Consider the following 24,320-nt stretch of genomic DNA (forward strand, 5'->3'; position numbering starts at 1 on the left):
ACTGCCATGTTCCAGAAAACGCCTGAATCCCTGCGCCTGACGCTGCGTGCGCTGGCGCACCTGCTGGGCTATCCCGATGCCGCGCTGCGTGCGAACGCGCCGGCACTGCTGGACGCGTTGCGGCTGGAGCGCGCCCTGCCCGAGGCGCGCATGCAGGAGATCGAAGCCCTGTGCCGCCAACTGTGTGCCATGGAGCCCTACGAGGCCGAGGCGCGCTACGTCGACACCTTCGACCGCGGCCGCCAGACCTCGCTGCACCTGTTCGAGCACGTGCACGGCGACTCGCGCGAGCGCGGCCCCGCGCTCATCGACCTGATGCAGACCTACGAGAAGGCGGGCCTGCAGTTCGATGCGCAGGAACTGCCCGACCATCTGGCGGTGGTGCTGGAGTTCGCCTCCACCCAGCCGCCGGCCGTGGCGCGCGAATTCCTCGGCGAGATGGCGCACATCCTCAATGCGCTGTTCACCGCGCTGACCAGCAAGGGCAACCCCTACGCCTGCGTGATCGCGGCGGTGCTCGAAGTCGCCGGCCAGCGCGTGCAGGCCGTCGCCATCGCGCCCGAGCCGGGCCTGGACGACGCCTGGGCCGAGCCCGAGGCATTCGACGGCTGCGCCACCCGCGGCCAGAACCGCCCGGACCAGCCCCAACCCCTGCATTTCGTGCGCAACGCACGCACCAACTCGTCCCAAGGAGCCTCGGTATGACCGCCTGGATCGACAACCTCTTGTTCGGCCTGTACCCCTACATCTGTCTGGCCGTTTTCTTCATCGGCAGCTGGGCGCGTTTCGACCGCGACCAGTACACATGGAAGAGCGACTCCTCGCAGCTGCTGCGCCGCGGCAGCCTGCGCTGGGGCAGCAACCTGTTCCACGTGGGCGTGCTGGTCCTGTTCTTCGGCCACTTCGTGGGCATGCTCACGCCGCACGCGCTGTACGAGCCCTTCATGAGCGCAGGCGCCAAGCAGATCATGGCCATGGTTGTGGGCGGCGTCGCCGGCACCCTGGGCTTCATCGGGGTGACGCTGCTGCTGCACCGCCGCCTGACGGATGCGCGTATCCGCGCCACCTCCAAGACCAGCGACATCCTGCTGCTGTGGGTGCTGTGGGTGCAGTTGGCCCTGGGCCTGGCGACCATTCCGCTGTCGGCGCAGCACCTGGACGGCTCCATGATGATGCTGCTGGCCGAATGGGCGCAACGCATCGTCACCTTCCGCGGCGGTGCCGTGGAACTGCTGGCCAATGCCGGCTGGGTATTCAAGGCGCACATGTTCCTGGGCATGACCGTGTTCCTGATCTTCCCGTTCACCCGCCTGGTGCACGTGTGGAGCGGGTTTGGCACACTGGCCTACATCACGCGCCCGTACCAACTGGTGCGCGCCCGCCGCATGAACCTGCCCGCAGGCCACAACCAGCCGGGCAATCGCAACGCGCTATGAAGTAAATAGCTACCAGCGCTTGCTGGTAGCGGGCTGGAGGCCAATTTCGCTTGAAATCGGCTTTCGGCCTCCCAGCCTCCAGGAGAACCCCATGAGCAACACCACCTGCGGATCGGGCGGCTGCGGCTGCGCCGGCAGCGCCGACAACCTCCCACAGGAAGACGCCGCCCCGGTGGCCCGCATCAATGGCGTGCCTTTGCACGCCGACGGCGAGATCCTGCCGCCCGATGCACTGCGCCAGCGCGCCTGCACCGAACTGCTGCGCCAGCAGGCGCAGCGCGAGGGGCTGTTGTCGCAAGACGACGCGCCGGGCCTGGACGGCGCCACCAGCGCCGAGGCATCGCAGGCCATCGAGCGCCTGCTCGACCAGGCCCTGCAAGTGCCCGAGCCCTCCGAGGAGGCCTGCCGCCGCTACCACGCCGCCCACCCGACGCTGGGCGGACAGGGCGAGCGCGTGCGGATGCGCCACGTGCTGTTCGCGGTCACCCCGGGGGTGGATGTGAAGCTGCTGCGCCAGCGCGCCGAAGGCGTGTTGCTGGACCTGCGTTGCGCTGACGATGACGGCGCGCGCTTTGCCGCCGCGGCGGGCCAGTGGTCCAACTGCCCCAGCGGCCAGGAGGGCGGCGATCTGGGCTGGCTGTCGGCCGAGGACTGCGCGCCCGAGTTCGCGCGCGAGGTGTTCGGCACGCAGGAAGTGGGCGTGCTCTCGCGCCTGGTGCACAGCCGCTTCGGCCTGCACGTGGTCGAGGTGTGCGAGCGCCAGCCGGGCCAGGAGCTGCCCTTCGAGCAGGTGCGCGCCAGCGTGGCGCTCATGCTGCGCCAGCAGGCCTGGGTCAACGCATTGCGCCAGTACCTGCAGTTGCTGGCGGGCGAGGCCGAGGTCGAGGGCGTGCACCTCGATGCGGCCGATACGCCGCTGGTGCAGTAGCGCCAGGCAGGGGAGACACCCATGCCTGACGACGAGCTGCTGCAACGGCTGCGCCGCTTCCATCTGGATGCCTTCCCCCAATACCGCGAGCAATTCCAGACGCTCGTGGACGAGGGGCAACACCCGACGACCCTGTTCATCGGGTGCTCGGATTCTCGTTTGCTGCCCTACCTGCTGACGGGGGCAGGACCGGGCGAGCTGTTCCTGGTGCGCAACGTGGGGGCCTTCGTGCCGCCCTACGACGGCTCCTACGGCCATCACGGCACGGCCGCCGCCATCGAGTTCGCGGTGCTCGAACTGCATGTGAGCCGCATCGTCGTGTGCGGCCACAGCCACTGCGGCGCCATCAAGGCCCTGTATGGCGAGGTCTCGCCCGAGGCGCGCAACCTGCAGCGCTGGCTGGACCTGGGCCGCGAGGCCGCGCTGCCCGTGCAGCCCGGCCCCGAAGCCCTGCGCCGCACCGAACAGCGCGCCGTGGTGCTGCAACTGGAACGCCTCATGGAGTACCCCATGGTGCGCCGCCGCGTCGAGGACGGCAGCATTGCGCTGCATGGCTGGCACTACGTGATCGAGGAGGGCGAGGTCCACGTGTTCGACGTGGCCACGGGCGGCTTCGTGGCGGCGTCCAAGGCCAAGAGCAGCGGCACGGGCCCGTATGCGCCGTATGTGGAACATGATGGGCAAGTGCTGGTGGACTGAGGTGCACGCTGGCCACACTGGGCGAGGCCCACGCCCATGACTGAAGTGCGGCGCCGCACCGTGCCCCTGCGCAGTGAGCCCGCCGCGCCGGGCCGGCCCTCGGCCGAGGCGCTGGCGCGGCTGGACCGGCGCTGGCGGCCGCGCTACCTCATGCTGGCGCCGCACCGGCTGGGGTTCTTCCTGGCGATGCTGCTGCTCATGGCCTCGGGCCTGTGGTGGGCTCTGGTGCAGATCGACCGCGTGAGCGGGGCGCTGGCATTGCCATACGGTGTGGCGCCGTCGCTGGTGCACGCGGCGGTGATGACGTTTGGCTTCATGCCGCTGTTTTTCGCCGGCTATCTTTTCACCGCGGGACCCAAGTGGCTGCATGTCGAGCCCTGGCCGGTTTCCCGCGTCATGCCGTCCCTGCTGCTGCAGGCCGGCGGCTGGCTGGTGTGGCTCGCCGGCGGTTCCTGCGGGCTGTTGGTTGCGCTCGCCGGCTGCGCTGTCGCGTTCCTGGGATTGGCATGGATGACGGTGCTTTTCATCCGCCTGGTCCAGCGCAGCACGCTGCAGGACCGTTTGCATGCGCGCGCCATTGCCGCGGCCTGCCTGGTGGGCTGCGTGTGCATCGCGGCGCTGGGGCTGAGCCTGGCCGGCGGCCGTGGCGACCTGGCGCGTGCCTGGGTGCTGACCGGGCTGTGGGGGGTCGTGGCCGCGGTCTTCGTGGTGGTGGCCCACCGCATGATTCCTTTCTTCACCTCGGCCGTGCTGCCCATGGTGCAGGCATGGCGCCCTTTCTGGGTCCTGTGGTTGATGCTTGCCGCGGTGGTGGCCGAGGCGCTCGCCGTCTGGCTGCCGTGGCTTGGCTGGGCGCCCGCGCTCGACACGGGCGGGCTGCTGGTGCGTGGCGCGCTGGAGTTGTCGGTGGGGGCCGTGCTGCTGTGGCTGGCCTACCGCTGGGGCCTGCTGCAGAGCTTGGCGCAGCGCCTGCTGGCCATGCTGCACATCGGCTTCATCTGGCTGGGGCTGGCCTTTGTGGGCCATGGCTTGGCGCACGGGGTGCAGGGTCTCTACGGCAGCGCTGCCGGGGAACTGGGCGCGCTGCATGCGCTCACCATGGGGTGCCTGGGCTCGCTCATGCTCGCCATGGTCACGCGCGTGTCCTGCGGCCATGGCGGCCGCGCGCTGGTGGCGGACCGCCTGGTCTGGACGCTGTTCTGGGTGCTGCAACTGGCGACCGTGGTGCGGCTGGCGGCCAGCGCGCCATTGCCCTGGTCGCCCGTGCTGTTGGGCGTCGCGGCCCTGCTGTGGGCTGGCATCATGGCGGTGTGGGGCCTACGCCTCATCGGCTGGTATGGCCGGCTGCGCGCCGATGGCCGGCCGGGGTGAATGCCATGGAACAGGAGAGACCGGTGCCTCCACAGGCCTTGAACAATGCAGCCGCCACGGCGGAACTGGCCGCCGCGCTGCTGCAGGCGCGCCAGACCATCCTGCCCAAGCGGCTGGGCGCGCCGGGGCCGGACGCCGCGCAGCTGCAGGCCATTTTGGCCGCGGCCGCGCATGCGCCGGACCATGGCTGTCTGCTGCCCTGGCGGTTTGTCTTGGTGCCCGACGCGGCCCGCGCGGCGCTGGGCCAGGCGTTTGCCGATGCGCTGCGCGAGCGCGACGCGCAGGCCACGCCCGAGCAGCAGGAGCAGGCGCGCGAGAAGGCCCTGCGCGCGCCCGTGCTGCTGCTGGTGGTGGTGGACGAATGCGGGGGCGATCCCGAGATCGCACCCAGTGAGCGGCTGGTGTCCGCGGGTTGCGCGGTGCAGAACCTGCTGCTCATGGCGACCGCGCTGGGTTTTGGCTCGGCGCTCACCAGCGGCAAGGCGCTGCAGTCGCAGGCGCTGCGCGGGCTGTTCGCGCTGGGCGAAGGCGAGCGCGCGCTGTGTTTCGTGAGCGTGGGAACGGTCGTGTCGCGCAAGCCCGTGCGCGCGCGGCCCGTGCCGGCGCAGTATGTGGGCACGCTGGTGCCCGGCCGGGGCGTGCAGCCTTGGCCGCAACAAGGGGAATGAATGCAAGTGAAAACCGAGATCAACAGTTTTGACGACCTGCTGCGCGCTGCGCGCAGCCACCGCGAGCGCCAGCGCCTGCTGTTCGTGTTTGCCGGTGCAGAGCTGCCCGACGAGGCCACGCGGGAGCAGCGCGAGCGCTTCGCGCAGGGCGAGGGCGGGGTGCTGGTGCCGCTGATGTGCGTGGACAAGCTGCCCGAGGAGTTGGAGTCGTTTGACGCGCTGGTGCGCGAGTCGCAGCAGTTCGAGCAGCCGGGCCAGCCCTGGCGCCTGGTGTTCACCGCGGCGCTGTCGGGCACGGCGGCGCATGCGCCGTCCGACGACGACGCCGACAAGGTGCTGCGCCGCATGGTGGAGGCCGTGAAAACGGGCGCTTTCAGCGCCTATCTGCCCTTCAACCGCGACGGCCAGCCCGTGCGGCTGGGCTGACGCCATGGCCAGCCGTGTGTCCCTGCCCGGTCTGCACACGCCAGGCGCGGGCTTTGACGAGCCGTTCGAGATGCTGGGCGCCTGCCATGACCGCGTACGCCGCTCGCTGGACCTGCTGCAGCGCCTGCGCGACTACCTCAAGACGCACGCCTGCGATGACTCCGCCCGCCAGGCGGCGCGCGACGTGCTGCGCTATTTCGACATCGCCGCCCCGCTGCACCACGAGGACGAGGAACTCCACGTCTTCCCGCCCCTGCTGGCCGGTGGCGACGCCGCGCTGAAGGACCTGGTGCGCCAGCTGCAGCGGGACCATGTGCTGATGGCCGAACGCTGGGCTGCCGCGCGCGTGGGGTTGCAGGCGCTGGCCGACGGGGCCGTGCAGGCGTTCACGCCGCAGCACGAGACGGCCTTGGACCGGTTTGCGCAGTGCTACGACGATCACCTGCGCCATGAAGACGACCGCATCTATCCCGCCGCGCGCGCGCTGCTGGACGACCCCGCACAGCAGTCCATGGGGCAGGAGATGGCGCGTCGCCGCGGCGTGCGTTGATTGCTATTGAAATATGAGCTGCTACCGCTTGATGGATAAGCGCTAGAGCCAATTTTCATCTGGATCGGACGGGCGGCTGCGCGCCGCTGTTCGTCAGCGCGCGGCCTCCAAAAAGAAGGCGCCGTGGCCTAGGCCACGGCGCGCTGTGCCCCTCACGGGGCGGCGACCCGCCGGGGGCGACCCGCCGGGGGCGGACCGCAACGGGGGCCTGGCCCCCGAAACTCTGGTGCCGCGTCAGTGCACGATCACCGGGTTCTGCGCGAGCCCGACATAGCCATCCAGCGTGTCCTCCACCTCTTCCTGGGTGGGCGTGTTGCGCTGCCAGGCCAGGATCTGCTGCTGGAACATTTCGGCCCAGGAGCCATCCAGGTACACCTCCTTGCCGGAGCGCTTGTCCACGATCTCGAAGCCATGGCGCACCAGTTGTGGAACGGCGGGCGTGGCGGCGTCGCTGGCGCTGTCGGGGGTTGCGTCTGCCAGCATGTGGACCACCACAAAGGAGTCGGAGTCGTAGAGCATATTCATGGCGTGTCCCCCTATCGGTATGCCTGTCAGATTGCAGCGGATCGGCAGAGTTCAAGGCCCAGCGCCCCGCCGCTGGGACCAGTATTCCACGGAAAAGGGGCCGTGGCGGCCTTCGTGCGCTGTCGCGGCCTTGTCCCACGCCGGAACGCGCCCGCCGCCCGCGGCAAATGCCGGCATCAGGGCGTGTCGTGATGGCTCAGGGACAGGTCGGCGAAGTCGCCGTTGGCCTGCGTGAGGCGGATGCGCACCGGCAGATAGCCCATGTCCGTGCCCAGCCAGAGTTCGGCCTTCTGGTCGTAGCGCTGGTCGGGGCGGGGCAGGCGCTGCAGCTTGAGCGCGGGCGTGCTGCCGGCGGGCAGCTCCAGCGTTTGCGGCCCTTCCACGGTGAAGGTCCAGCGCTCGGCGCTGCGCGCACCCACGGTGGTCAGCGTGATCCGGGTGCCGGGGGGATAGCGTTCGGGAGCGGCGGCCAGCAGGGCGCCCAGCTGGATGAACACGCTCAGCCGGTCCTGGGCGCCGCTGCCGATGGCCGCGCGCGGGGCGTTGGCGCTGAAGATCACCTCGCCGCGCTCGAAGTCGAAATGCGCTGCGCGCTCGCTGCGCGACTTGTCGCCGAAGCGCGTGGGGCGCAGTCCTTGCGGCGTGATTTGGCCCACGCTGCTTTGCGAGCGCGCGCCCAGCAGGAAGGCCTTGATCTGCTGGCGCGCCTCGTACTGCGTACCGTCCTGGCGCCACAGCAGTGCGGCGCTGGCGTTGTAGCGGAACTTCTTCACCTCGCCCGTCACGTCGAACGCCAGCCGCGCCGAGGGCGGCAGGCGTACCGGGGGCGGTTCGGTGCCGGCCACGGCACCCGCGGCGCCGGGGGGCAGGATTTCCACGCCCGCGGTCAACGCGGGCGCCTCCTGCGCCGGCTGCGATGCGGCGGCGGCTGGCGCGGACGCGCTGGAGGCTTCGGCCATTGCGGGCATGGCCGGATCGCTGGCCGGGGAGAGGGGGGCGGAGGGTGCCTGGGACGCCGCGGCGTCCGCCGGCACTTCGGGGGGTGGGGTGGAGGAATCGGCCGGCACCTCGGCAGGGGACTCCGCGGGCGACGGTGCGGTTTGCGCGGGCGCTTCCATGACAGGTGCGGGCTCGGCGTGCCGCGTGGGGGGCGGTGCCTCCACGGGCGGCGGTGGTGGCTTGCGCACGGGACGGGGGCGCGGCTTGGGGGCCGGCGGCGGCACTGGCGCGGCCTGGGGTTCCGGGGGAGGCGGCGGTGGAGGCGGGGGCTCCACCATCCGCGTATGGAAGGCCAGCCGCTGCGGCGCGCCCTGGTCCGTGCCGCCCCGCGGCAACCCGACCAGCACCAGCCAGTGCAGGGCCAGTACCACGGCGGTCAGCAGCAGCAGGGCGCGGCGCGGCATGCGTTCAGCCGGGTGTGGCGGCGTGACCCAGGTCGCGCGAGAGCTGCTCCGCCGCGGCGCGCAGCGGGGCCTCTATCGCGCCGCCCCAGGCGGCATCGAACGTGGCGGCGGGGCCCAGCGTGGTGATGGCCAGGGCCAGGTGGCCGCCGGCGTCGAACACGGGCGCGCAGAAAGCGTGGATGCCCGGCAGCAGCGTGTCCAGCACCCGCGCGCAGCGGCGCTCGCGCACCTCGTGCAGCAGTGCCTGCACGCCGGCCTCGTCGTGCGGCAGGTCGGCGCGGCCCTGGCGGGTGGCGAGCGCGAGTTCCTCGGCCAGCAGCGCGGCGGTCTTCTCGCGTGGCAGGTAAGCGGCAAAGCAGCGGCCCGTGGCGGAGCTGAGCAGCGGCATCACGTCGCCCAGGCGCAGGTTGGCCGTGAGCGCGCGTGGCGCCTCCTCCCAGTGCACGATGGTCGGTCCATGGTTGCCCCAGACGGCCAGCGCCAGCGTGTGGCCCAGCGCATCCATGAGTGGCGCCATGCGCTCGCGCGCCAGCCGCATGGCATCGAGGCGTGCCAGCGAAGCAAGCCCTAACTTGAGTGCCGCAGGGCCCAGGTCGTAACGGGCGTTGCGGGCGTCCTGCACCACCAGGCCCAGGCGCTGAAAGCTCACCAGGTAGCGGTGGGCCTTGGCCGCGCTCATGCCGGCCTCCTGCGCCAGGTCCTTGAGCATCAGCGGCCCGCGGGCGCGCGACAGCGCGTCCAGCAGCGCGAACCCCACCTCCACCGACTGAATGCCGACGCGTTCCTTGTCCATCTGCACTAGAATTTTGGAGTTTTGTTTAGTTAAATCAATTTACTGGATCGTAATTTGTGCCAGGCGAGAGGGCTCGCGCGGCGCAGGCGATGCATTCACCCGGAGACCCAGGCCCATGAAACTTGCTACCTACAAAGACGGATCGCGCGACGGCCAGCTTGTCGTGGTGTCGCGCGATCTGGGCACGGCCCATTATGCGACCGGCATTGCCAGCCGCCTGCAGCAGGTGCTGGACGACTGGAACTTCATGGCGCCCCAGTTGCAGGACCTGTATGACCAGCTCAATGCCGGCCGCGCGCGCCATCCGTTCCCCTTCGATCCGCAGCAGTGCATGGCGCCGCTGCCGCGCGCCTACCAGTGGGCGGACGGCTCGGCCTACATCAACCACGTGGAGCTGGTGCGCAAGGCGCGCAATGCCGAGGTGCCCGCCAGCTTCTACACCGATCCGCTCATGTACCAGGGCGGCAGCGACGACTTCATCGGCCCCTGCGACGACGTGGTGGTGCCCAGCGAGGCCATGGGCATCGACTTCGAGGCCGAGATCGCCGTCGTCACTGGCGACGTGAAGATGGGCGCCAGCCCGGAGCAGGCCCTGGACGGCATCCGCCTGGTGATGCTGGCCAACGACGTCAGCCTGCGCAACCTGATCCCGGCGGAGCTGGCCAAGGGCTTCGGTTTCTTCCAGTCCAAGCCGGCGACGGCCTTCAGCCCCGTGGCGGTGACGCTGGACGAGCTGGGCGACGCCTGGCAGGGTGGGCGCGTGCACCTCACGCTGCAGTCCACCTGGAACGGCCGCAAGGTGGGGATGTGCGACGCGGGGCCGGAGATGACCTTCCACTTCGGCCAGCTCATCGCGCACATCGCCAAGACACGCAACGTGCGCGCCGGCTCCATCGTGGGCAGCGGCACGGTGAGCAACAAGGACTGGGCCAAGGGCTACAGCTGCATTGCCGAAAAGCGCTGCATCGAGACCATCCAGGACGGCCAGCCCAGCACCGAGTTCATGCGCTATGGCGACACCATCCGCATCGAGATGAAGAACAAGGCCGGCCAGAGCCTGTTCGGCGCCATTGACCAGACCATTGCCGCGCCGCAGTAGTTTGAGGTCGTTTTGGGTCGTAGCGCTCGTCCATCAAGCGCGAGCAGCTATTAATAAAAGAGCAAGGAGACAACCGATGGAACGCAGAACCTTCCTGGCGGCCTGTGCCGCCACGGCGGCGGCGCCGTGGACACGCGCCGACACGGGCTATCCCAGCCAACCCATCCGCTGGGTGGTGCCCTACCCGGCGGGCGGCGGCACCGACGTGCTGGCGCGCACCGTGGCCGAGGCCATGCGCGGCGGGCTGGGCCAGCAGATCGTGGTGGACAACCGGCCTGGCGCGTCCACCAACATCGGCAGCCAGATCGTCGCCACCGCCAAGCCGGACGGCTACACCGTCATGTCGGCGGACAACGCGCTGCTGGCCTACAACGAGCACCTGTACCGCCGGCTGCCCTTCCACCCGGACAAGGACTTCACGTACATCGGCGGGCTGTCGCGCTTTCCTCTGGTGCTGGTGGTGAATCCGGCGTTCGCGGCGCAGACCTTCCAGGATTTCCTGGCCCACGTGAAGGCCCACCCCGGCCAGGTGAACTACGCCTCGCCCGGCAACGGCTCGCCGCACCACCTGGCGATGGAGTTGTTCAAGCACCGCACACAGACGTTCCTTACGCACATTCCCTATCGCGGCGCGGCCCCGGCGGTGCAGGACGTGATGGGTGGCCAGGTGCCCTGCATGTTCCTGGACCTTGCGGCCGGCCTGCCGGTGATCCAGTCGGGCAAGGTGCGTGCCCTGGCCATCGGCGCCGCCCGGCGTGCGGCCGCGCTGCCGCACGTGCCCACGCTGGCAGAGGTGGGCGTGGCCGATGCCGAGGTCTATGCGTTTCAGGGCCTGCTGGGCCCGGCCGGGCTGCCGCCGGCCATCACCGCGCGGCTGAATGCCGCGCTGAACCAGGCGTTGGCCGCGCCCGAGGTGGTGGAGCGCATGCGGGCCTTTGGCATGGAACCGCTGGCCGGCACGCCCGAGCAGTTCCACGCGCTGGCCCGCGCCGAGGCGCGGCGCTGGGGGCCGATCATTGCCGCCACGGGCGTGAAGCTGGATTGAAGTTTGGTGCCAAAAGTGGCTGTAGCGCTTGACAGTCAAGCGCTATCAGCTCACTTTTTGATAGTTATGAGGCCAGCGGCTCCACCTGCACCCGGCAGTCGTAGAACGTGGGCCCCGCGCCCAGGTCGGTCAGGGCCTGGCTGGTCAGTTCGTTCACGTTGGTGCCGTTGTGGCCCAGCTTGCGCCACCACACGCCCAGGCCGTTCACCACGCCGGGACGGGCGCGTCCGTTGAGCGCGGCGTGGCAGGCGTAGCTGCCGCGGTCGTTGAACACGCGCACCAGGGCGCCGTCGGCAATGCCGCGCGCCGCGGCATCTTCGGGGTGGATCTCCAGCAGCGGGCGGCCTTCGATGTCGCGCAGGCTCTGCAGGTTCACGAAGGTGGAGTTGAGGAAGTTGCGCGCCGGCGGCGAGATCATGGCCAGCGGGTAGTCGGCCGAGGTGCCCGCGCCCTCGTGGTTGGGCACGTAGCCCGGCAGCGGATCCAGCCCCTGGTCGGCCAGCCGCTGGCTGTAAAACTCGCATTGGCCCGAGGGCGTGGGAAAGCCGCCGTCGGCGAATGGCGCATCGGGCACGGACAGGGGCGCGAAGCCCTGTTCCAGCAGCAGATCGAAGTCCACCTGGTCGCCATAGGCCTGGCGGCACAGTGCCTCGTCGCTGTCGGCAAAGCAGGGTTCGGTGAAGCCCATGCGCGCGGCCAGGTCGCGGAAGATCTGCGCATTGCTGCGCGCCTGGCCCTGGGGCGCAATCGCGGGCCGGTTGAGCAGCACGTCGGTGTGGCCGTAGGCCAGGTGCACGTCCCAGTGCTCCAACTGCGTGGTCGCGGGCAGGATGTAGTCGGCGTAGTCGGCCGTGTCGGTCTGGAAGTGCTCCAGCACCACGGTGAACAGGTCCTCGCGCGCAAAGCCGCGCACCACTTGGCGGGAGTCGGGCGCCACGGCCACGGGGTTGCTGTTGTAGACCACCAGTGCCTCGATCTTCGGCCCGAAGCTGGGCGATGCGTCGCGCAGCAGGTCGTCGCCGATGGTCACCATGTTGATGGTGCGCGGGCTGCGGCCCGCCAGCAGGTCGGGGCGCTGCAGCGCGGCCCGGTCCACGGGGAAGCTGCCGGAGCTGGACAGCAGCACGCCGCCCGCGCGGTGGCGCCAGGCGCCCGTGAGTGCCGGTAGGCTGGCGATGGCGCGCACCGCGTTGGCGCCGCCGTGCGCGCGCTGCACGCCGTAGTTCAGGCGGATGGCGGCGGGCCGCGTGGTGCCGTAGTCGTGCGCCAGCCGGCGGATCTGCTCCACGGGCAGGCCGCAGACCTCGGCCGCGCGCTCGGGCGGCCACTGCAGGGCGCGCTCGCGCAGTTGCTCCCAGCCCAGCGTGTGCCGGGCGAGGTAGTCGTGGTCCAGCCAGTCGTGCACGATCAGTTCGTGCATCAGCGCCAGGGCCAGCGCGGCGTCGGTCCCCGGGCGCAGCTGCAGGTGCTCATGGCATTTCTCGGCCGTCTCGCTCTTGCGCGGGTCGATGCAGACCAGGCGGGCGCCGTCGCGCTTGGCCTGCTGCGCGATGCGCCAAAAATGCAGGTTGCTGCCGATGGAGTTGCTGCCCCAGATCAGGATGAGCTGGGCCCCGGCGAAGAACTCCACCTTCATTCCCACCTTGGCACCCAGCGTGTGCACCAGGCCTTCGCCGCCGGCCGTGGCGCAGATGGTGCGCGCCAGCAGCGACGCGCCCAGGCGGTGGAAGAAGCGCCGGTCCATGCTCTCGCCCTGCACCAGGCCCATGGTGCCGGCGTAGCTGTAAGGCTGGATGGCCTGGGGGTCGCGCGCGGCGATGTGCGCCAGGCGCGCCGCGATGTCCCCCAGCGCTTCGTCCCAGCTCACCGGGGTGAACTGCCCGCTGCCCTTGGGGCCCGTGCGTTTGAGTGGCGTGAGGATGCGCTCGGCATGGTGGGTGCGCTCGGCGTACTTCGACACCTTGGCGCACAGCACGCCGCCGGTCTGTGCATGCGCCGGGTTGCCTTGTACGCGCACGGCGCGGCCGTTCTCCACGGTGGTGATCAGGGCGCAAGTGTCGGGGCAGTCGTGGGGGCAGGCGCCGCGCACCTGGTGGGTGGCCGAAGCGTCGGGGACGGGAGTGGGGAGCGTGTGTGGGGACTTTGGTGAGGGATGGACCGGGGGAAACGGGCTTCGGTAAACTTCGCGCCGGGCACTCCGTTTAACGCAGTGCCTTATTTATTTCAATAATGGTTTACTCTGAGGGTTTTCTATGCATTCAACGCGGTTGAGCCGCCGGCAATTCTCGGCAGGGATGGGCGCGGCCCTGCTGACCGGCGCATCCCTGACGCGCGCGCAGAGCGAGACGCGCATTGTGCTGGGCCAATCCGCGGCCCTGACCGGGGCTGCCAGCCAATTGGGCCTGCAGTTCCAGGCGGGTGCCAAGCTGGCGTTCGACCAGGTCAACGCCCAGGGTGGCATCGGGCGGCGCACCATCGAGCTGCGCTTGCTGGACGACGGCTACGAGCCCGACCGCTGCGCCGAGAACACGCGCCGCCTGATCAATGAGGACGTGCTGGCCCTCTTTGGCTACGTGGGCACGCCCACCAGCCTGGCCGCGCAACCACTGTTCACGCAGGCCAAGGTGCCATTCTTCGCGCCCGTCACCGGCGCGGAATCCCTGCGCCAGCCGCTCAACCGCCTGGCCTTCCACGTGCGCGCCTCCTACGCGGACGAGGCCGAGCTCATCGTGCGCCAGCTCACCAACCTGGGGCTGGACCGCATCGGCGTCTTCTACCAGGACGACGCCTATGGCAAGGCTGGCCTGGACGCCGTGACCCGTGCACTGGCCACGCGCAAGCTGGCGCCCGTGGCGACCGGCACGGTGGCGCGCAACTCCGCCAACGTGACGGCTGCCGTGGCGCCGCTGGTGGCGGCGCAGCCCGTGGCCATCGTGCAGATCGGTGCCTATGCCGCCAGTGCGGCGTTCGTGCTGGCCGCGCGCAAGGCGGGATACGGCGGCAAGTTCTACAACGTGTCCTTCGTGGGCACGCAGGCGCTGGCGGATGCGCTGGGCGCCAACGGCGCGGGCGTGGTGGTGTCGCAGGTGGTGCCTTCGCCCTACCAACAGTCGCGCCAGATCACGCGTGAATTCCAAGAGGCCATCAAGAAGGGCGGCAACGTGCAGGCCAACTACTCCAGCATGGAGGGCTACCTGGCCGCGCGCGTCTTCATCGAGGGGCTGCGCAACGCGCAGGCGCACGCCAGCGGCAAGCTCACGCGCGAGAGCCTGGTGGCGGGGCTGGAATCCCTGCGCGGTTCGGTGGGCGGCTTTACGGTCAACTTCAGCCCGTCCGACCATGAGGGCTCGCGCTTCGTGGAGATGTCCATGCTCACCGGCGACGGCCGCGTGCGCACCTGAGCGCTCCTCGCCCGCCGGCGCCATCGGCGGGTCGCAGGGGCTTCGGGCCCGCTTCGGCGCGGATCGGGGAGCACGGCTAGACTGTGGCATTCCCAGGACGACAGGCCCGATCCCCATGAACATCATCGACTCCATCGCCCGCGAAGCGGCCGCCATCGCCGAGGTGCGGCGCGACATCCATGCCCATCCCGAACTGTGCTTTCAGGAGGTACGCACGGCCGACGTGATCGCGGCCAAGCTCACCGAATGGGGCATCCCCATCCACCGCGGCCTGGGCACCACCGGTGTGGTGGGCATCGTGCACGGCCGTGACGGCGGTGCCTGCGGCCGCGCCGTGGGCCTGCGCGCAGACATCGACGCCCTGCCCATGCAGGAGTTCAACACCTTCGCCCATGCGAGCAAGCACCAGGGTCGGATGCACGCCTGCGGCCACGACGGCCACACCGCCATGCTGTTGGCGGCGGCGCAGTATTTCTCCAAGCACCGCGACTTCGACGGCACCGTGTATTTGATCTTCCAGCCCGCGGAAGAGGGCGGCGGCGGCGCACGCGAGATGATCAAGGACGGCCTGTTTGAGCGGTTCCCCATGCAGGCGGTGTTCGGCATGCACAACTGGCCGGGCATGCCGGCCGGCAGCTTTGCCGTGAGCCCCGGCCCGGTGATGGCGTCAAGCAATGAGTTCAAGATCACCATCCGCGGCAAGGGCAGCCACGGCGCCATGCCGCACATGGGCATCGACCCCGTGCCCGTGGCCTGCCAGATGGTGCAGGCGTTCCAGAACATCATCAGCCGCAACAAGAAGCCCATCGAGGCGGGCGTGATCTCGGTGACGATGATCCACGCCGGCGAGGCCACCAACGTAGTGCCCGACAGCTGCGAGCTGCAGGGCACGGTGCGCACCTTCTCCACCGAGCTGCTGGACATGATCGAGCGCCGCATGCGGCAGGTGGCCGAGCACACCTGCGCCGCGTTCGAGGCGCGCTGCGAATTCGAGTTCGTGCGCAATTACCCCCCCACCATCAACTCGCCGGCCGAGGCCGAGTTCGCGCGCCAGGTGATGGTGGGCATCGTGGGTGAAGACAAGGTGCTGGCGCAGGAGCCCACTGGCGGCGCGGAGGATTTTTCCTTCATGCTGCAGGCCAAGCCGGGCGCCTATGTGTTCATCGCCAACGGCGACGGCGACCACCGCGCCATGGGCCACGGCGGCGGTCCCTGCACGCTGCACAACCCCAGCTACGACTTCAACGATGCGCTGATTCCGCTGGGCGGCACCTACTGGGTGGAACTGGCGCGCCAGTGGCTGGCACAGCCCACGGCCTGAGAGGTTCCGGGTCCCCGTGAGGCGGCATTCACACGGCTGACATGCCCAGGCTCCACCGTTGCGCGGTGGGGCCTTTTTTACATGTCCAAAGGGGGTTTCGATGATCGGTATCCCGCAGGCGTTCGCCGCAAGTTACGCACAGGCGCGGGCCCAATTTGTTGGCGCCGCGGCGGTGGCCGGTCTGGCGCTGCAGCCGCAGGTGCATCCGCTGTGCGGCCCCAACGGCGAGACGCTGGCGCTGGACATGGTGCGGGATGGGCCGCTTGACGCGCCCCGTCTGCTCATCGTGAGCAGCGGCTGCCACGGCGTGGAGGGCTTGTGCGGCAGTGGCGTGCAGGTGTTCGCGCTGCAGGATGGCGAGTGGCGCGCCAAGGCACGGGCGCAGCGTGTGGCCGTGCTCTACCTGCATGCGCTCAACCCGTACGGCTTCGCCCACCTGCGCCGCGTGACACACGAAAACGTGGACCTGAATCGCAACTTCGTGGACTTCAGCCAGCCGTTGCCGGCCAACCCCGCCTACAGTGCGCTGCACCCCGTTTTGTTGCCGCCCGAATGGCCGCCCGGCGAGGCCAATACGCAGGCCTTGCTCGATCTGCTGAATGCGCACGGCTTGCAGGCGCTGCAGGCGGCGATCACCCGCGGGCAGTACCAGCACCCGGACGGCCTGTACTTCGGCGGCACGGCGCCCACCTGGAGCAACCGCACGTTGCGCGCCGTGCTGCGCCGCGAGGGCGCGCGCGCCGAACGCATCGCCTGGGTGGACCTGCACACGGGCCTGGGGCCGAGCGGCCATGGCGAGCGCATCCATGCGGGGCGCGACGAGGCGCAGGCCCTGGCGCGTGCGCGCCGCTGGTGGGACGGGGGTGGCGCCACGCCGGTCACGTCCACCGAAGACGGCTCCTCCACCTCTGCGCCGCTCACGGGGCTGATGTGCCACAGCGCCTATGACGAGTGCCCGCAGGCGGAGGTCACGGCCCTCACGCTGGAGTTCGGCACGCAGCCCGCGCCCGCCGTGCTGCAGGCGCTGCGGGCGGACCATTGGCTGCACCGGCATCCCGAGGCATCGCCCGCCCTGGCCGCGCGGGTCCATGCCCAGATGCGCGAGGCCTTCTACACCGACACCGACGCCTGGAAGGGCCAGGTGATCAGCCAGGCGCGGCAGGTGCTGTTCCAGGCCGTGGATGGGCTGTGCATGGCGTGACCCTTGCGTGGCTTTAAAAAAGAACGGTCGTTCGTGTTTTGACTACACTGTGCGGCGATACCAACCCTGAACCGGAGACACTCCATGTCCGATCTGAACGCCACCTTCGAGGCCGCCGTGGCCAATTCCAAGAACCTCAGCGAGCGCCCCGACAACCCGACGCTGCTGAAGATCTATGCGTTGTACAAGCAGGCCACCGCCGGCGACAACGCCGAGAAGAAGCCGAGCTTTTCTGACATCGTGGGGCGCGCCAAGTGGGACGCCTGGGAAAAGCTCAAGGGCACGTCCAGCGACGAGGCCAAGCAGCAGTACATCGACTTGATCGAATCCCTGCGCGGCTGAGCGCTGTGGGCCCGCCAGCGTGCGGGCCAACCGTCCCCCAGGCCGCGAAGCCGCAGCAGGCACGCGGGGGCGGGCAACGCGACGTCAGCCTCCGCCGTGGGCCACCCGGGGCGGCTGTGGCGCCAGCGCCTGCAGCGCGGCGGTGCGCTCGGCCTGCGGCGCCTGGGCCAGCGCCCGCACGGCTGCATGAAAGCGCGGCCAGTCGCGCCCCTCGCGCTCGAACAGCGCCATGAACGCGGGCACCCCTTCGTCATAAGCCGCCTGCGCGGCGAAGCTGGCGTTGTTGGCATCGCGCACCCAACGGTCCAGCGTCGCCAGCTGTGCCTCGGGGACGTGTGCGGCCAGCCAGCGCGCGCGCAGCGTGGCATAGGCGGCGCGGAAGTCCTGCATTGCTTCTTTTTTCATAGCTGATAGCGCTTGATGGTCGGGCGCTACAGCCCCATTTGATGCATAAATCTCGGCCAGGCGCTGGCGCGTTGCCTGGGTCAGCGCGCGCCATTGCGCGCGGCGCTCCTCGCTGGCCGCGAACTGGGCGCGGGTGGCCGGGGTGGCGTGCTGCTGCAGCCAGCGCTGCACGCCCAGCCGCTCCACCGCCGTGGCGTAGGATTCGTTGAACGCGGTATCGCCCTCGGCATACGCCACCTGGTGCGCCAATTCGTGCAGCAGCAGCCGCACGAAGTCGCCCTCGGGCCAGCCGATGAAGGTGGACAGCAGCGGGTCGCCTCCCATCCAGTTGCTGTAGCCCAGCGTGGAATACGCGGGTACGCCGTACACGCTGACCTCCAGTCCGGTGGCCGCCAGGCGCGCGGCCTCGGCCCGTGCGCCGGGCTCGTCGAAGTAGCCGCGGTAGCCGATGCAGCCGGTGATCGGAAAGCACCAGCGGTGCAGCGTGAGCGAATAGGGGCCCGCCGCCACCACGTTCCACACGGCAGCCGTGCGGTCCAGGCGCGCATAGCGGCGGTAGCTGGCATTGTCGGGCAGGGCCAGCTCGTCCACCGCGAACGCCCGGGCGCGCTGGGCCAGCTGCAGCCGCTCGCGCAGCGGCGCGGAGGTGTCGGGGTGGGTGATCCACTCCTGCACCGGGCGCGCGGCGTTCATGATCTCCAGGTGCCCGCGCAGGGACTGCCAGTAGTAGCCCAACGTGCCGCCCGACTGGGCGCAGCCGCCTAGCAGCAGCGCGGCTGCCAGCAGCGGCCACGGGCGCCGGGGCGATGGGGTGGATGTGCTCATGGTGGCGGAGGCGGGTGCGGCCAAGCATAGCAAGACGTTCTTGCGCCATGCGACCCAACCCCCACAATGCCCCCATGCTCGAAACCATCGAACCCTCCTCCCCAGACGAAGCCAGCGGCCTTTTCACCGACGAGGGTGGCCATGCGCGCTGCTTCTGGTGCCGCGCCAGCCCGCTGTACCGGCACTACCACGACCACGAATGGGGCTTCCCGGTGACGGACGAGCGCCGCCTGTTCGAGAAGCTCTGCCTGGAGGGGTTCCAGGCCGGCTTGTCGTGGATCACCATCCTGAACAAGCGCGAGGCCTTCCGCGCGGCGCTGGCGCAGTTCGAGGCCGAGCCGCTGGCGGACTTCGGCGCCGCCGAGGTGGACCAGCTGATGGGCAACGCCGGTATCGTGCGCCACCGCGGCAAGATCGAGTCGGCCATCAACAATGCGCGCCGCGTGCTGGAGCTGCGCCGCGAGTTCGGGTCGCTGGCGCACTATGTGTGGCGCTATGCGCCCCTGGCCGCGCAGCAGCGGCCCGAGCGCATGACGCTGCCTGCGGTGCGTGCGATGACCACCTCGGCGGCGTCGGTGGCGCTGTCCAAGGATTTGAAGAAGCGTGGGTTCAGCTTCGTGGGTCCGACCACCATGTATGCCTTCATGCAGGCCATGGGGCTGGTCAACGACCACCTGGAGGGCTGCGGCGCACGCGCTGCGGCAGAGGCCGCGCGCGCCGCGTTCACACCCCCCGCTGCGGGCTGATGCGCGCCCCAAAGCCGGCTTAAGGCCTGCTCACGCTATTCGCACTGGCGAAAATAGTGTGAACAGGCCCTAGACCACCGCGTCGGACCGGACCACGATGTGGTCGAACCCCAGATGGTGCAGGCACTCGCGCAGGATGAGCAGCGTGGCCGCGAAGGCGTTGTCCTGCGCAAGGGTGTCTTGCGTGGCGGGGCGCCCCAGGCTGAGGGCGGCCAGGCGGTTGAAGGTGTCCTCCACCGCTTCCAGCGACAGGTGCAACTCCGGCTGCGCCGGTAGGCCCGCAGCCAGCGCGATCTGGCGTATGCCGCCGTCGGCTGTGTAGAGCGTGGAGCCGGGCGCCAGCAGGTCGCGCACCGGCATCACCGCATCTTCCACCAGCATGATCGCGTGCTCCATCTCGGCCTCCGTGGGCGGCTGGTGGGCAAAGCAGGTGGCGGCCGTCACGCGCGCGCCGATGTCCAGCGTGCGCAGCAGCGCGGGCGCGTCTGCGGCGCCGCTCAGCAGCCGCGTGTGCGCGCCACCGATGTGCAGCGTGGTGAGGGCGTCGGCCATGCCCTCGGCGCGCAGGGCCTGGTACAGCGCGGCGGCATCTTCGGGAGACAGTGGCGCGGGCGTCTGGGGCATGGGGCCTTCCGGTAGCGGGAATGCGGCGATTGTGCGGCACGGGCGGCGTGCAGTGCCGCCCATGAAAAAGCCCTCCGAAGAGGGCTTGCAGGCTAAGCCGGGCAAAAAGGGGCGATCAGCCGCCCTGGTTGGCGCGCTTGCCGGGGTTTTTCTTGCTGCGCGTGGCCACGCCGCGCTCCAGGCTCACGCGCTGGCCGCGGCCGTGCGTGGTCACTGCCATGCCGGGCATGGGGGTGGGACGGGGTGTGCGCTTACGGTCGGCTTCGGTGACGATTTTGTTGCCCATGATGGCTCCTGAAATGAAAACGGTGAAAACTCCCTATTAGGCCATAGCCGCGAGCGCCCTTCCAAGGCCGAGGGGTGTGCCAGCCGTGATACCAAATATGCTATTAATAAATGAGCTGGTGGCGCATGTCTGGCGGGACATCCACCGCAATTTTGCCGCGCCATTGCCGGTGGCGGTGCGCGCGGCACCTGTCAGACAGCACCTTGCCGGCATGTCGGCCAGCGCCCATTGACGGGCCTGCCCGCGCCCTTCAAGAATGGCAGTTGTCATGGAGACCGAGGGACATGTCATGAAGCATCTGCTCCACTCCCTGGAGGCCAGCCTGGCGCTTTCCCCTGTAGGGGTAGCTGTCGAACTGCCCGACGGCGCGCGCCTGGGTGACGCCAATGCCGACCTGCGGTTGCGTTTTCGCGACCGCATGGCCGTGGTGGCCCTGGCCATGGGCGAGATTGGCAACGTGGGCGCGGCCATCGTCGAAGGCCGCGTAGCGTTGGAAGGCAGCATGCGCCAGTTGATGACGGCGGCCGCGGCGCTGCTCAAGCAGAACCCCACGCACGAGGGACCGGCGACTGGGTGGCAGCGCGTGTTGCTGCGTGCGCGCTCGATGGCGGCGCACACCCTGTCCCATGACGCACGCAATATCCAGTTCCACTACGACCTGTCCGACGACTTCTACGCCCTGTGGCTGGACCCGCGGCGCGTCTATTCCTGCGCCTATTACCGCACGCCTGACATGAGCCTGGCCCAGGCACAGGAGGCCAAGCTGGACCACATCTGCCGCAAGCTCCTGCTGCGTCCCGGCGACCGCTTTCTGGACATTGGCGCCGGCTGGGGCGGGCTGCTGCTGTGGGCCGCGCAGGAGTATGGTGTGGACGCCACGGGCATCACGCTGTCGCGCAACCAGCATGCGCACGTGCAGCGGCTCATCGCGGAGCGCGGCCTGCAGGGTCGTGTGCGCATGCAGTTGCTGGACTACCGTGAACTGCAGGTGGAGCAGCCGTTCGACAAGATTGCCTCGGTCGGCATGTTCGAACATGTGGGCCGTTCGCAGATGGAGCGGTACTTCGCCACCGTGCACCGTCTGCTGCGCCCGGGCGGCCTGCTGCTCAACCACGGCATCACATCGGGCGGGCTGGACAACCCCCGGCTGGGCGCCGGCTTGGGCGATTTCATCGAGCGCTACATCTTCCCCGGCGGCGAACTACTGCATGTGAGCGCGGTGCTGCACGACATGGCCCGGGCCGGGCTGGAGATGGTGGACACGGAGAACCTGCGCCCCCACTACGCCCGCACGCTGTGGGCCTGGTCGGATGCGCTGGAGGCCCGTCAGGACGAGGCGCGCAGCGTGCTGGTCGCGCAGCACGGCAAGGAACGCGGCGAGAAGGCGCTGCGCGCCTACCGGCTGTACCTGGCGGGCTGCGCCCTGGCCTTCGAGCGCGGCTGGACCGCGCTGCACCAGATGCTGGCCGTGCGGCCCACGGGCCACGTGGAAGATGGCGTGCTCAAGGGTGCGCAGTCCGACTATCCTTTCAGCCGCGCCTACATGTACGAAGGCCCTGCGGCCACCCACTGATCCTTTGTCCTGGAACTTCGATGCTTTTCAAATTCAAATCCCGCGCCACCGCCGACGTCATCATGCTGGAGCCCAATGGCAAACAGCTGCTGGAGATCATCGGCAAGTCGCCGAATGAGCCGCACGGCATCATCACCGCCGCGCAGATTCCTGCCGCCATCCGCGCGCTGGAAGAGGCGGTAGCGGTTGAAGAGGCCGCTGCAGCGGCCACCGCCCCGGACGAGGACGATCAGACCGAGGAAGAGGCCCCTCGCGGCGACGGCGTGCGCCTGCGCCAGCGCGCGGCGCCGTTCATCGACATGCTGCGCCGCAGCGCCGCCGAGGATTGCGACGTGGTCTGGTGACGCGCAGCGCGCCCCGGCGGGCGCGCGCATCCGCTCTTCAATCCACCTTCGCGCCCGACGCCTTCACCACCTGCGCCCACTTGCGGTGCTCGCGGTCGATCAGGCTGGCAAATTCGGCGCTCGTATTGCCGCCGGGAATCGCTCCCTGGGACAGCAGTCGCTCCTTGACGGCAGGGGTGGCCAGCGCCTTGGCCACCTCCTGCTGGACGCGCTGGACGATGTCGGCCGGCGTGCCCGCGGGCGCCAGCAGTCCGAACCATGAACTGGCTTCGAAGCCCTTGAGCGCGGGGCCGCCGGCCTCTTCCACCGTGGGGACGTCGGGCAGGGCGGTGGAGCGTTTCGCGCTGGTGACCGCCAGCGCCTTGAGCTTGCCGCCCTTGATATGGGCCATGGAGGAGGGCAGGTTGTCGAACATCACGTCCATGTTGCCGCCCACCATGTCCAGCAGCGCGGGCGCAGACCCGCGGTAGGGCATGTGCAGCATGTAGGTGCCGGTCATGCTTTTGAACAGCTCGCCGGCCAGGTGGATCGAGGTGCCGTTGCCGCTGGACGCCATGTTGAGCTTGCCCGGGTTGGCTTGGGCATAGCGGATGAAGTCCTGCACGTTGTTGATGCCCAGGCTGCGCGCCTTCTCGGTGTTCATGACCATCACGTTGGGCACCGACGCGACAAGCGTCACGGGCGCGAAGTCCTTGATCGGGTCGTAGGGTAGCTGCTTGTACAGCGCGCGGTTGATGCCATGCGTGCCCACGGTGCCCATCAGCAGCGTGTAGCCGTCAGGGGCGGACCTGGCCACCAGTTCGGCACCGATGTTGCCCCCCGCGCCGCCGCGGTTGTCCACGATGAACTGCTGGCCAAAGGCCTTGCCCAGCTCGGGCGCAATGGCGCGCGCCAGGATGTCGGTGGTACCCCCGGCGGCGAACGGCACCACGATGCGGACCGGCTTGGCCGGCCATGGGCTGGCTTGGGCATACGCGGCGCCCGTGGCGCCCAGGCCCAATGCAAGAAGCGCCCCGATGGCGTGCAGGGCCTGGCGGCGCGGTGGGGTGCGGCGTGGGCTGGATGTGTGCGGCATGCGGTCTTTCCAAAAAGCGTGAAAGAAGGCTTCGGTTGTAGGCGCCGCAGCCGCGCAGGGGCAGCAGGATTACCCGCAGTTCCCATGAAAAAACGCCCGGTGCGCGGGCACCGGGCGTTGGCAGGAAAGGCGGGCAGACGGACGCGCCCGCCGCGCTGGCGCAGATCAGTCGGCGTAAGTGCCGGCTGCCTTGATCACCATGCCCCACTTTTCGATTTCAGACTGCACGAACTTCTTGTGTTCGGCCGGCAGCACGCGCTTGTCGGCCACCACCACGGCGCCCAGGCCTTCCTGCTTCTTGATGAAGTCAGGATCCTTCACGGCCACTTGCAGCGCTTCGTTGATGCGCGTCAGCACGGCGGCGGGCGTGCCCTTGGGGGCATACAGGCCATGCCAGACGGAGACGTTGAAGTCTTTCAGGCCGCTTTCCTGCAGCGTCGGCAAGTCCTTGAGCGACGGCATCGTCAGGCGCTGGTTGGTGGTCACGGCAAAGGCCTTGACCTTCTTGCCCTCGATCTGCGTCGTGGTGTTGGTGGTCTGGTCGCACATCAGGTCGATCTGGCCGCCAATCAGGTCGGTGATGGCGGGCGCCGCGCCCTTGTAGGCCACGGGCGTCATGTGCGACTGCAGCGCGTGCTGGAACATCAGGCCGCACAGATGGCCGGCCGAGCCCAGGCCGGAGTGGCCCAGGTTCACCTTTTCCTTGTTCTGCGCAATCCAGGTGGCCAATTCCTTGTAGTTCTTGGCCTCCAGCGTCGGGCGCGAGATGATGGTCATGGGCACGTCGTTGACGATACCCAGGAACTCGAAGTCGTTCAACACGTTGAACGACAGCTTGCGGTACAGCGTGGGGATGGTGGCCATGCCGATGTGGTTCAGCAGCAGGGTGTAGCCGTCCGGCTGTGCGCGGGCCACCTTGGCTGCGCCAATGGTGCTGCCTGCACCGGCGGCGTTTTCGACGACGACCGTGGCACCGCCCAGGGGCTTGCGCAGGGCCTCTGCCAGGTCACGGGCCACGCGGTCGGTGGGGCCGCCGGCCGAGAAGGGCACGACGATGGTGATGTTCTTATCTTTGACCGGATAGGCCTGGGCGGATGCGCCGAATGCAGCCAGGATGGCGGCCGCTCCCACGGCGATCTTGAATGTCGTTCTCATGATGCTCCTTGGAAAAGAGGCGCAATCATAGAGAGGAATGGCGTGCCGGACATCAAGGAAACCCCCGAGTCCGCGCCGC

General features: G+C 69.3%; 26 protein-coding genes. 17 read left to right on the forward strand and 9 right to left on the reverse strand.

The annotated features are described in order from the left end of the window. The first annotated feature begins 6 nt into the window (after nt 1-6). From narJ to BV908_RS11240, 8 genes are all read left to right on the forward strand, one after another. Nucleotides 7-705 (forward strand): nitrate reductase molybdenum cofactor assembly chaperone, encoded by a 699-nt coding sequence (gene narJ, locus BV908_RS11205; protein ID WP_012655472.1) that lies wholly within the window; start codon nt 7-9, stop codon nt 703-705. Beyond that, nucleotides 702-1,436 carry a respiratory nitrate reductase subunit gamma gene (gene narI, locus BV908_RS11210; protein WP_012655473.1) on the forward strand — a complete coding sequence of 245 codons (735 nt, stop codon included), beginning with the start codon at nt 702-704 and terminating at the stop codon, nt 1,434-1,436. Before narJ ends, narI begins: the two co-directional genes overlap by 4 nt. A 91-nt stretch (nt 1,437-1,527) precedes the next feature. Beyond that, nucleotides 1,528-2,364, forward strand: a complete 837-nt coding sequence (locus BV908_RS11215; RefSeq protein WP_103738170.1) for a peptidylprolyl isomerase — start codon at nt 1,528-1,530, stop codon at nt 2,362-2,364. A gap of 21 nt (nt 2,365-2,385) precedes the next feature. After that, the gene (locus BV908_RS11220; protein ID WP_011803901.1) at nt 2,386-3,063 is read left to right on the forward strand and encodes a carbonic anhydrase; all 678 of its coding nucleotides are present in this window, start codon (nt 2,386-2,388) and stop codon (nt 3,061-3,063) included. A 36-nt stretch (nt 3,064-3,099) separates the two neighbouring features. Next, nucleotides 3,100-4,434: an NnrS family protein gene (locus BV908_RS11225; protein ID WP_103738171.1), complete on the forward strand. Its 1,335-nt coding sequence runs from the start codon at nt 3,100-3,102 to the stop codon at nt 4,432-4,434. Nucleotides 4,435-4,439: 5 nt separating this feature from the next. Continuing rightward, nucleotides 4,440-5,102: a nitroreductase family protein gene (locus BV908_RS11230; RefSeq protein ID WP_011803903.1), complete on the forward strand. Its 663-nt coding sequence runs from the start codon at nt 4,440-4,442 to the stop codon at nt 5,100-5,102. After that, on the forward strand, nt 5,103-5,528 hold the full coding sequence (locus BV908_RS11235; protein ID WP_103738172.1) for a ribonucleotide reductase subunit alpha: 426 nt from the start codon (nt 5,103-5,105) through the stop codon (nt 5,526-5,528). It abuts the gene before it with no gap. Between the two features lie 4 nt (nt 5,529-5,532). Next, nucleotides 5,533-6,078: a hemerythrin domain-containing protein gene (locus tag BV908_RS11240; protein ID WP_103738173.1), complete on the forward strand. Its 546-nt coding sequence runs from the start codon at nt 5,533-5,535 to the stop codon at nt 6,076-6,078. Between the two features lie 234 nt (nt 6,079-6,312). Here the strand turns inward: BV908_RS11240 and BV908_RS11245 are convergent, their stop codons facing one another. From BV908_RS11245 to BV908_RS11255, 3 genes are all read right to left on the reverse strand, one after another. Then, on the reverse strand, nt 6,313-6,603 hold the full coding sequence (locus tag BV908_RS11245; RefSeq protein WP_011803906.1) for a DUF3567 domain-containing protein: 291 nt from the start codon (nt 6,601-6,603) through the stop codon (nt 6,313-6,315). A 176-nt stretch (nt 6,604-6,779) separates the two neighbouring features. Then, nucleotides 6,780-8,006: a DUF3108 domain-containing protein gene (locus BV908_RS11250; protein WP_103738174.1), complete on the reverse strand. Its 1,227-nt coding sequence runs from the start codon at nt 8,004-8,006 to the stop codon at nt 6,780-6,782. A gap of 4 nt (nt 8,007-8,010) precedes the next feature. Next, the gene (locus tag BV908_RS11255) at nt 8,011-8,799 is read right to left on the reverse strand and encodes an IclR family transcriptional regulator (protein ID WP_103738175.1); all 789 of its coding nucleotides are present in this window, start codon (nt 8,797-8,799) and stop codon (nt 8,011-8,013) included. A gap of 115 nt (nt 8,800-8,914) precedes the next feature. On the opposite strand from BV908_RS11255, the gene BV908_RS11260 reads away from it, so the two are divergent. Further along, nucleotides 8,915-9,898, forward strand: a complete 984-nt coding sequence (locus tag BV908_RS11260; RefSeq protein WP_011803909.1) for a fumarylacetoacetate hydrolase family protein — start codon at nt 8,915-8,917, stop codon at nt 9,896-9,898. Between the two features lie 76 nt (nt 9,899-9,974). Next, entirely contained in the window at nt 9,975-10,943 is a 969-nt protein-coding gene (locus BV908_RS11265; protein WP_103738176.1) for a tripartite tricarboxylate transporter substrate binding protein, read from the forward strand. A 64-nt stretch (nt 10,944-11,007) separates the two neighbouring features. Here the strand turns inward: BV908_RS11265 and BV908_RS11270 are convergent, their stop codons facing one another. Continuing rightward, entirely contained in the window at nt 11,008-13,032 is a 2,025-nt protein-coding gene (locus BV908_RS11270; RefSeq protein WP_103738177.1) for a molybdopterin oxidoreductase family protein, read from the reverse strand. 163 nt (nt 13,033-13,195) lie between these two features. Here BV908_RS11270 and BV908_RS11275 point away from each other — a divergent pair, with 163 nt between their 5' ends. The 4 genes from BV908_RS11275 (at nt 13,196) to BV908_RS11290 (ending at nt 17,208) form a co-directional block, all read left to right on the forward strand. Continuing rightward, nucleotides 13,196-14,344, forward strand: coding sequence for an ABC transporter substrate-binding protein (locus BV908_RS11275; protein WP_103738178.1), 1,149 nt, complete (start codon nt 13,196-13,198; stop codon nt 14,342-14,344). A 115-nt stretch (nt 14,345-14,459) separates the two neighbouring features. Beyond that, the gene (locus BV908_RS11280) at nt 14,460-15,665 is read left to right on the forward strand and encodes a M20 aminoacylase family protein (protein WP_012655485.1); all 1,206 of its coding nucleotides are present in this window, start codon (nt 14,460-14,462) and stop codon (nt 15,663-15,665) included. 100 nt (nt 15,666-15,765) lie between these two features. Next, nucleotides 15,766-16,866 (forward strand): M14 family metallopeptidase, encoded by a 1,101-nt coding sequence (locus BV908_RS11285; RefSeq protein ID WP_103738179.1) that lies wholly within the window; start codon nt 15,766-15,768, stop codon nt 16,864-16,866. A gap of 84 nt (nt 16,867-16,950) precedes the next feature. Next, nucleotides 16,951-17,208 carry an acyl-CoA-binding protein gene (locus BV908_RS11290; RefSeq protein WP_088887754.1) on the forward strand — a complete coding sequence of 86 codons (258 nt, stop codon included), beginning with the start codon at nt 16,951-16,953 and terminating at the stop codon, nt 17,206-17,208. A gap of 84 nt (nt 17,209-17,292) precedes the next feature. On the opposite strand, the gene BV908_RS11295 is transcribed toward BV908_RS11290, so the two are convergent. Further along, entirely contained in the window at nt 17,293-18,438 is a 1,146-nt protein-coding gene (locus BV908_RS11295; protein ID WP_103738180.1) for an aminopeptidase, read from the reverse strand. Between the two features lie 74 nt (nt 18,439-18,512). Between BV908_RS11295 and BV908_RS11300 the strand changes: the two genes are divergently transcribed. After that, the gene (locus BV908_RS11300) at nt 18,513-19,184 is read left to right on the forward strand and encodes a DNA-3-methyladenine glycosylase I (protein ID WP_103738181.1); all 672 of its coding nucleotides are present in this window, start codon (nt 18,513-18,515) and stop codon (nt 19,182-19,184) included. A gap of 69 nt (nt 19,185-19,253) precedes the next feature. On the opposite strand, the gene BV908_RS11305 is transcribed toward BV908_RS11300, so the two are convergent. Both BV908_RS11305 and BV908_RS22440 read right to left on the reverse strand, forming a co-directional pair. Continuing rightward, nucleotides 19,254-19,808 carry a hypothetical protein gene (locus tag BV908_RS11305; protein ID WP_246867493.1) on the reverse strand — a complete coding sequence of 185 codons (555 nt, stop codon included), beginning with the start codon at nt 19,806-19,808 and terminating at the stop codon, nt 19,254-19,256. A gap of 115 nt (nt 19,809-19,923) precedes the next feature. Next, nucleotides 19,924-20,094 (reverse strand): hypothetical protein, encoded by a 171-nt coding sequence (locus tag BV908_RS22440; RefSeq protein WP_011803919.1) that lies wholly within the window; start codon nt 20,092-20,094, stop codon nt 19,924-19,926. Nucleotides 20,095-20,383: 289 nt separating this feature from the next. Here BV908_RS22440 and BV908_RS11310 point away from each other — a divergent pair, with 289 nt between their 5' ends. After that, nucleotides 20,384-21,667 (forward strand): class I SAM-dependent methyltransferase, encoded by a 1,284-nt coding sequence (locus BV908_RS11310; protein ID WP_011803920.1) that lies wholly within the window; start codon nt 20,384-20,386, stop codon nt 21,665-21,667. Between the two features lie 20 nt (nt 21,668-21,687). Next, complete coding sequence (locus BV908_RS11315; protein WP_011803921.1) at nt 21,688-22,011, forward strand: DUF1840 domain-containing protein; 324 nt, start codon at nt 21,688-21,690, stop codon at nt 22,009-22,011. 37 nt (nt 22,012-22,048) lie between these two features. Here BV908_RS11315 and BV908_RS11320 read toward each other — a convergent pair whose 3' ends face one another. Beyond that, nucleotides 22,049-23,086, reverse strand: coding sequence for a tripartite tricarboxylate transporter substrate binding protein (locus tag BV908_RS11320; RefSeq protein ID WP_103738183.1), 1,038 nt, complete (start codon nt 23,084-23,086; stop codon nt 22,049-22,051). A 165-nt stretch (nt 23,087-23,251) separates the two neighbouring features. Continuing rightward, entirely contained in the window at nt 23,252-24,241 is a 990-nt protein-coding gene (locus tag BV908_RS11325) for a tripartite tricarboxylate transporter substrate-binding protein (RefSeq protein ID WP_011803923.1), read from the reverse strand. Nucleotides 24,242-24,320 lie beyond the last annotated feature (79 nt).

The organism is Diaphorobacter sp. LR2014-1 (assembly GCF_002916785.1).
In the GTDB taxonomy this organism is placed as follows: Bacteria; Pseudomonadota; Gammaproteobacteria; order Burkholderiales; family Burkholderiaceae_C; genus Diaphorobacter; species Diaphorobacter nitroreducens.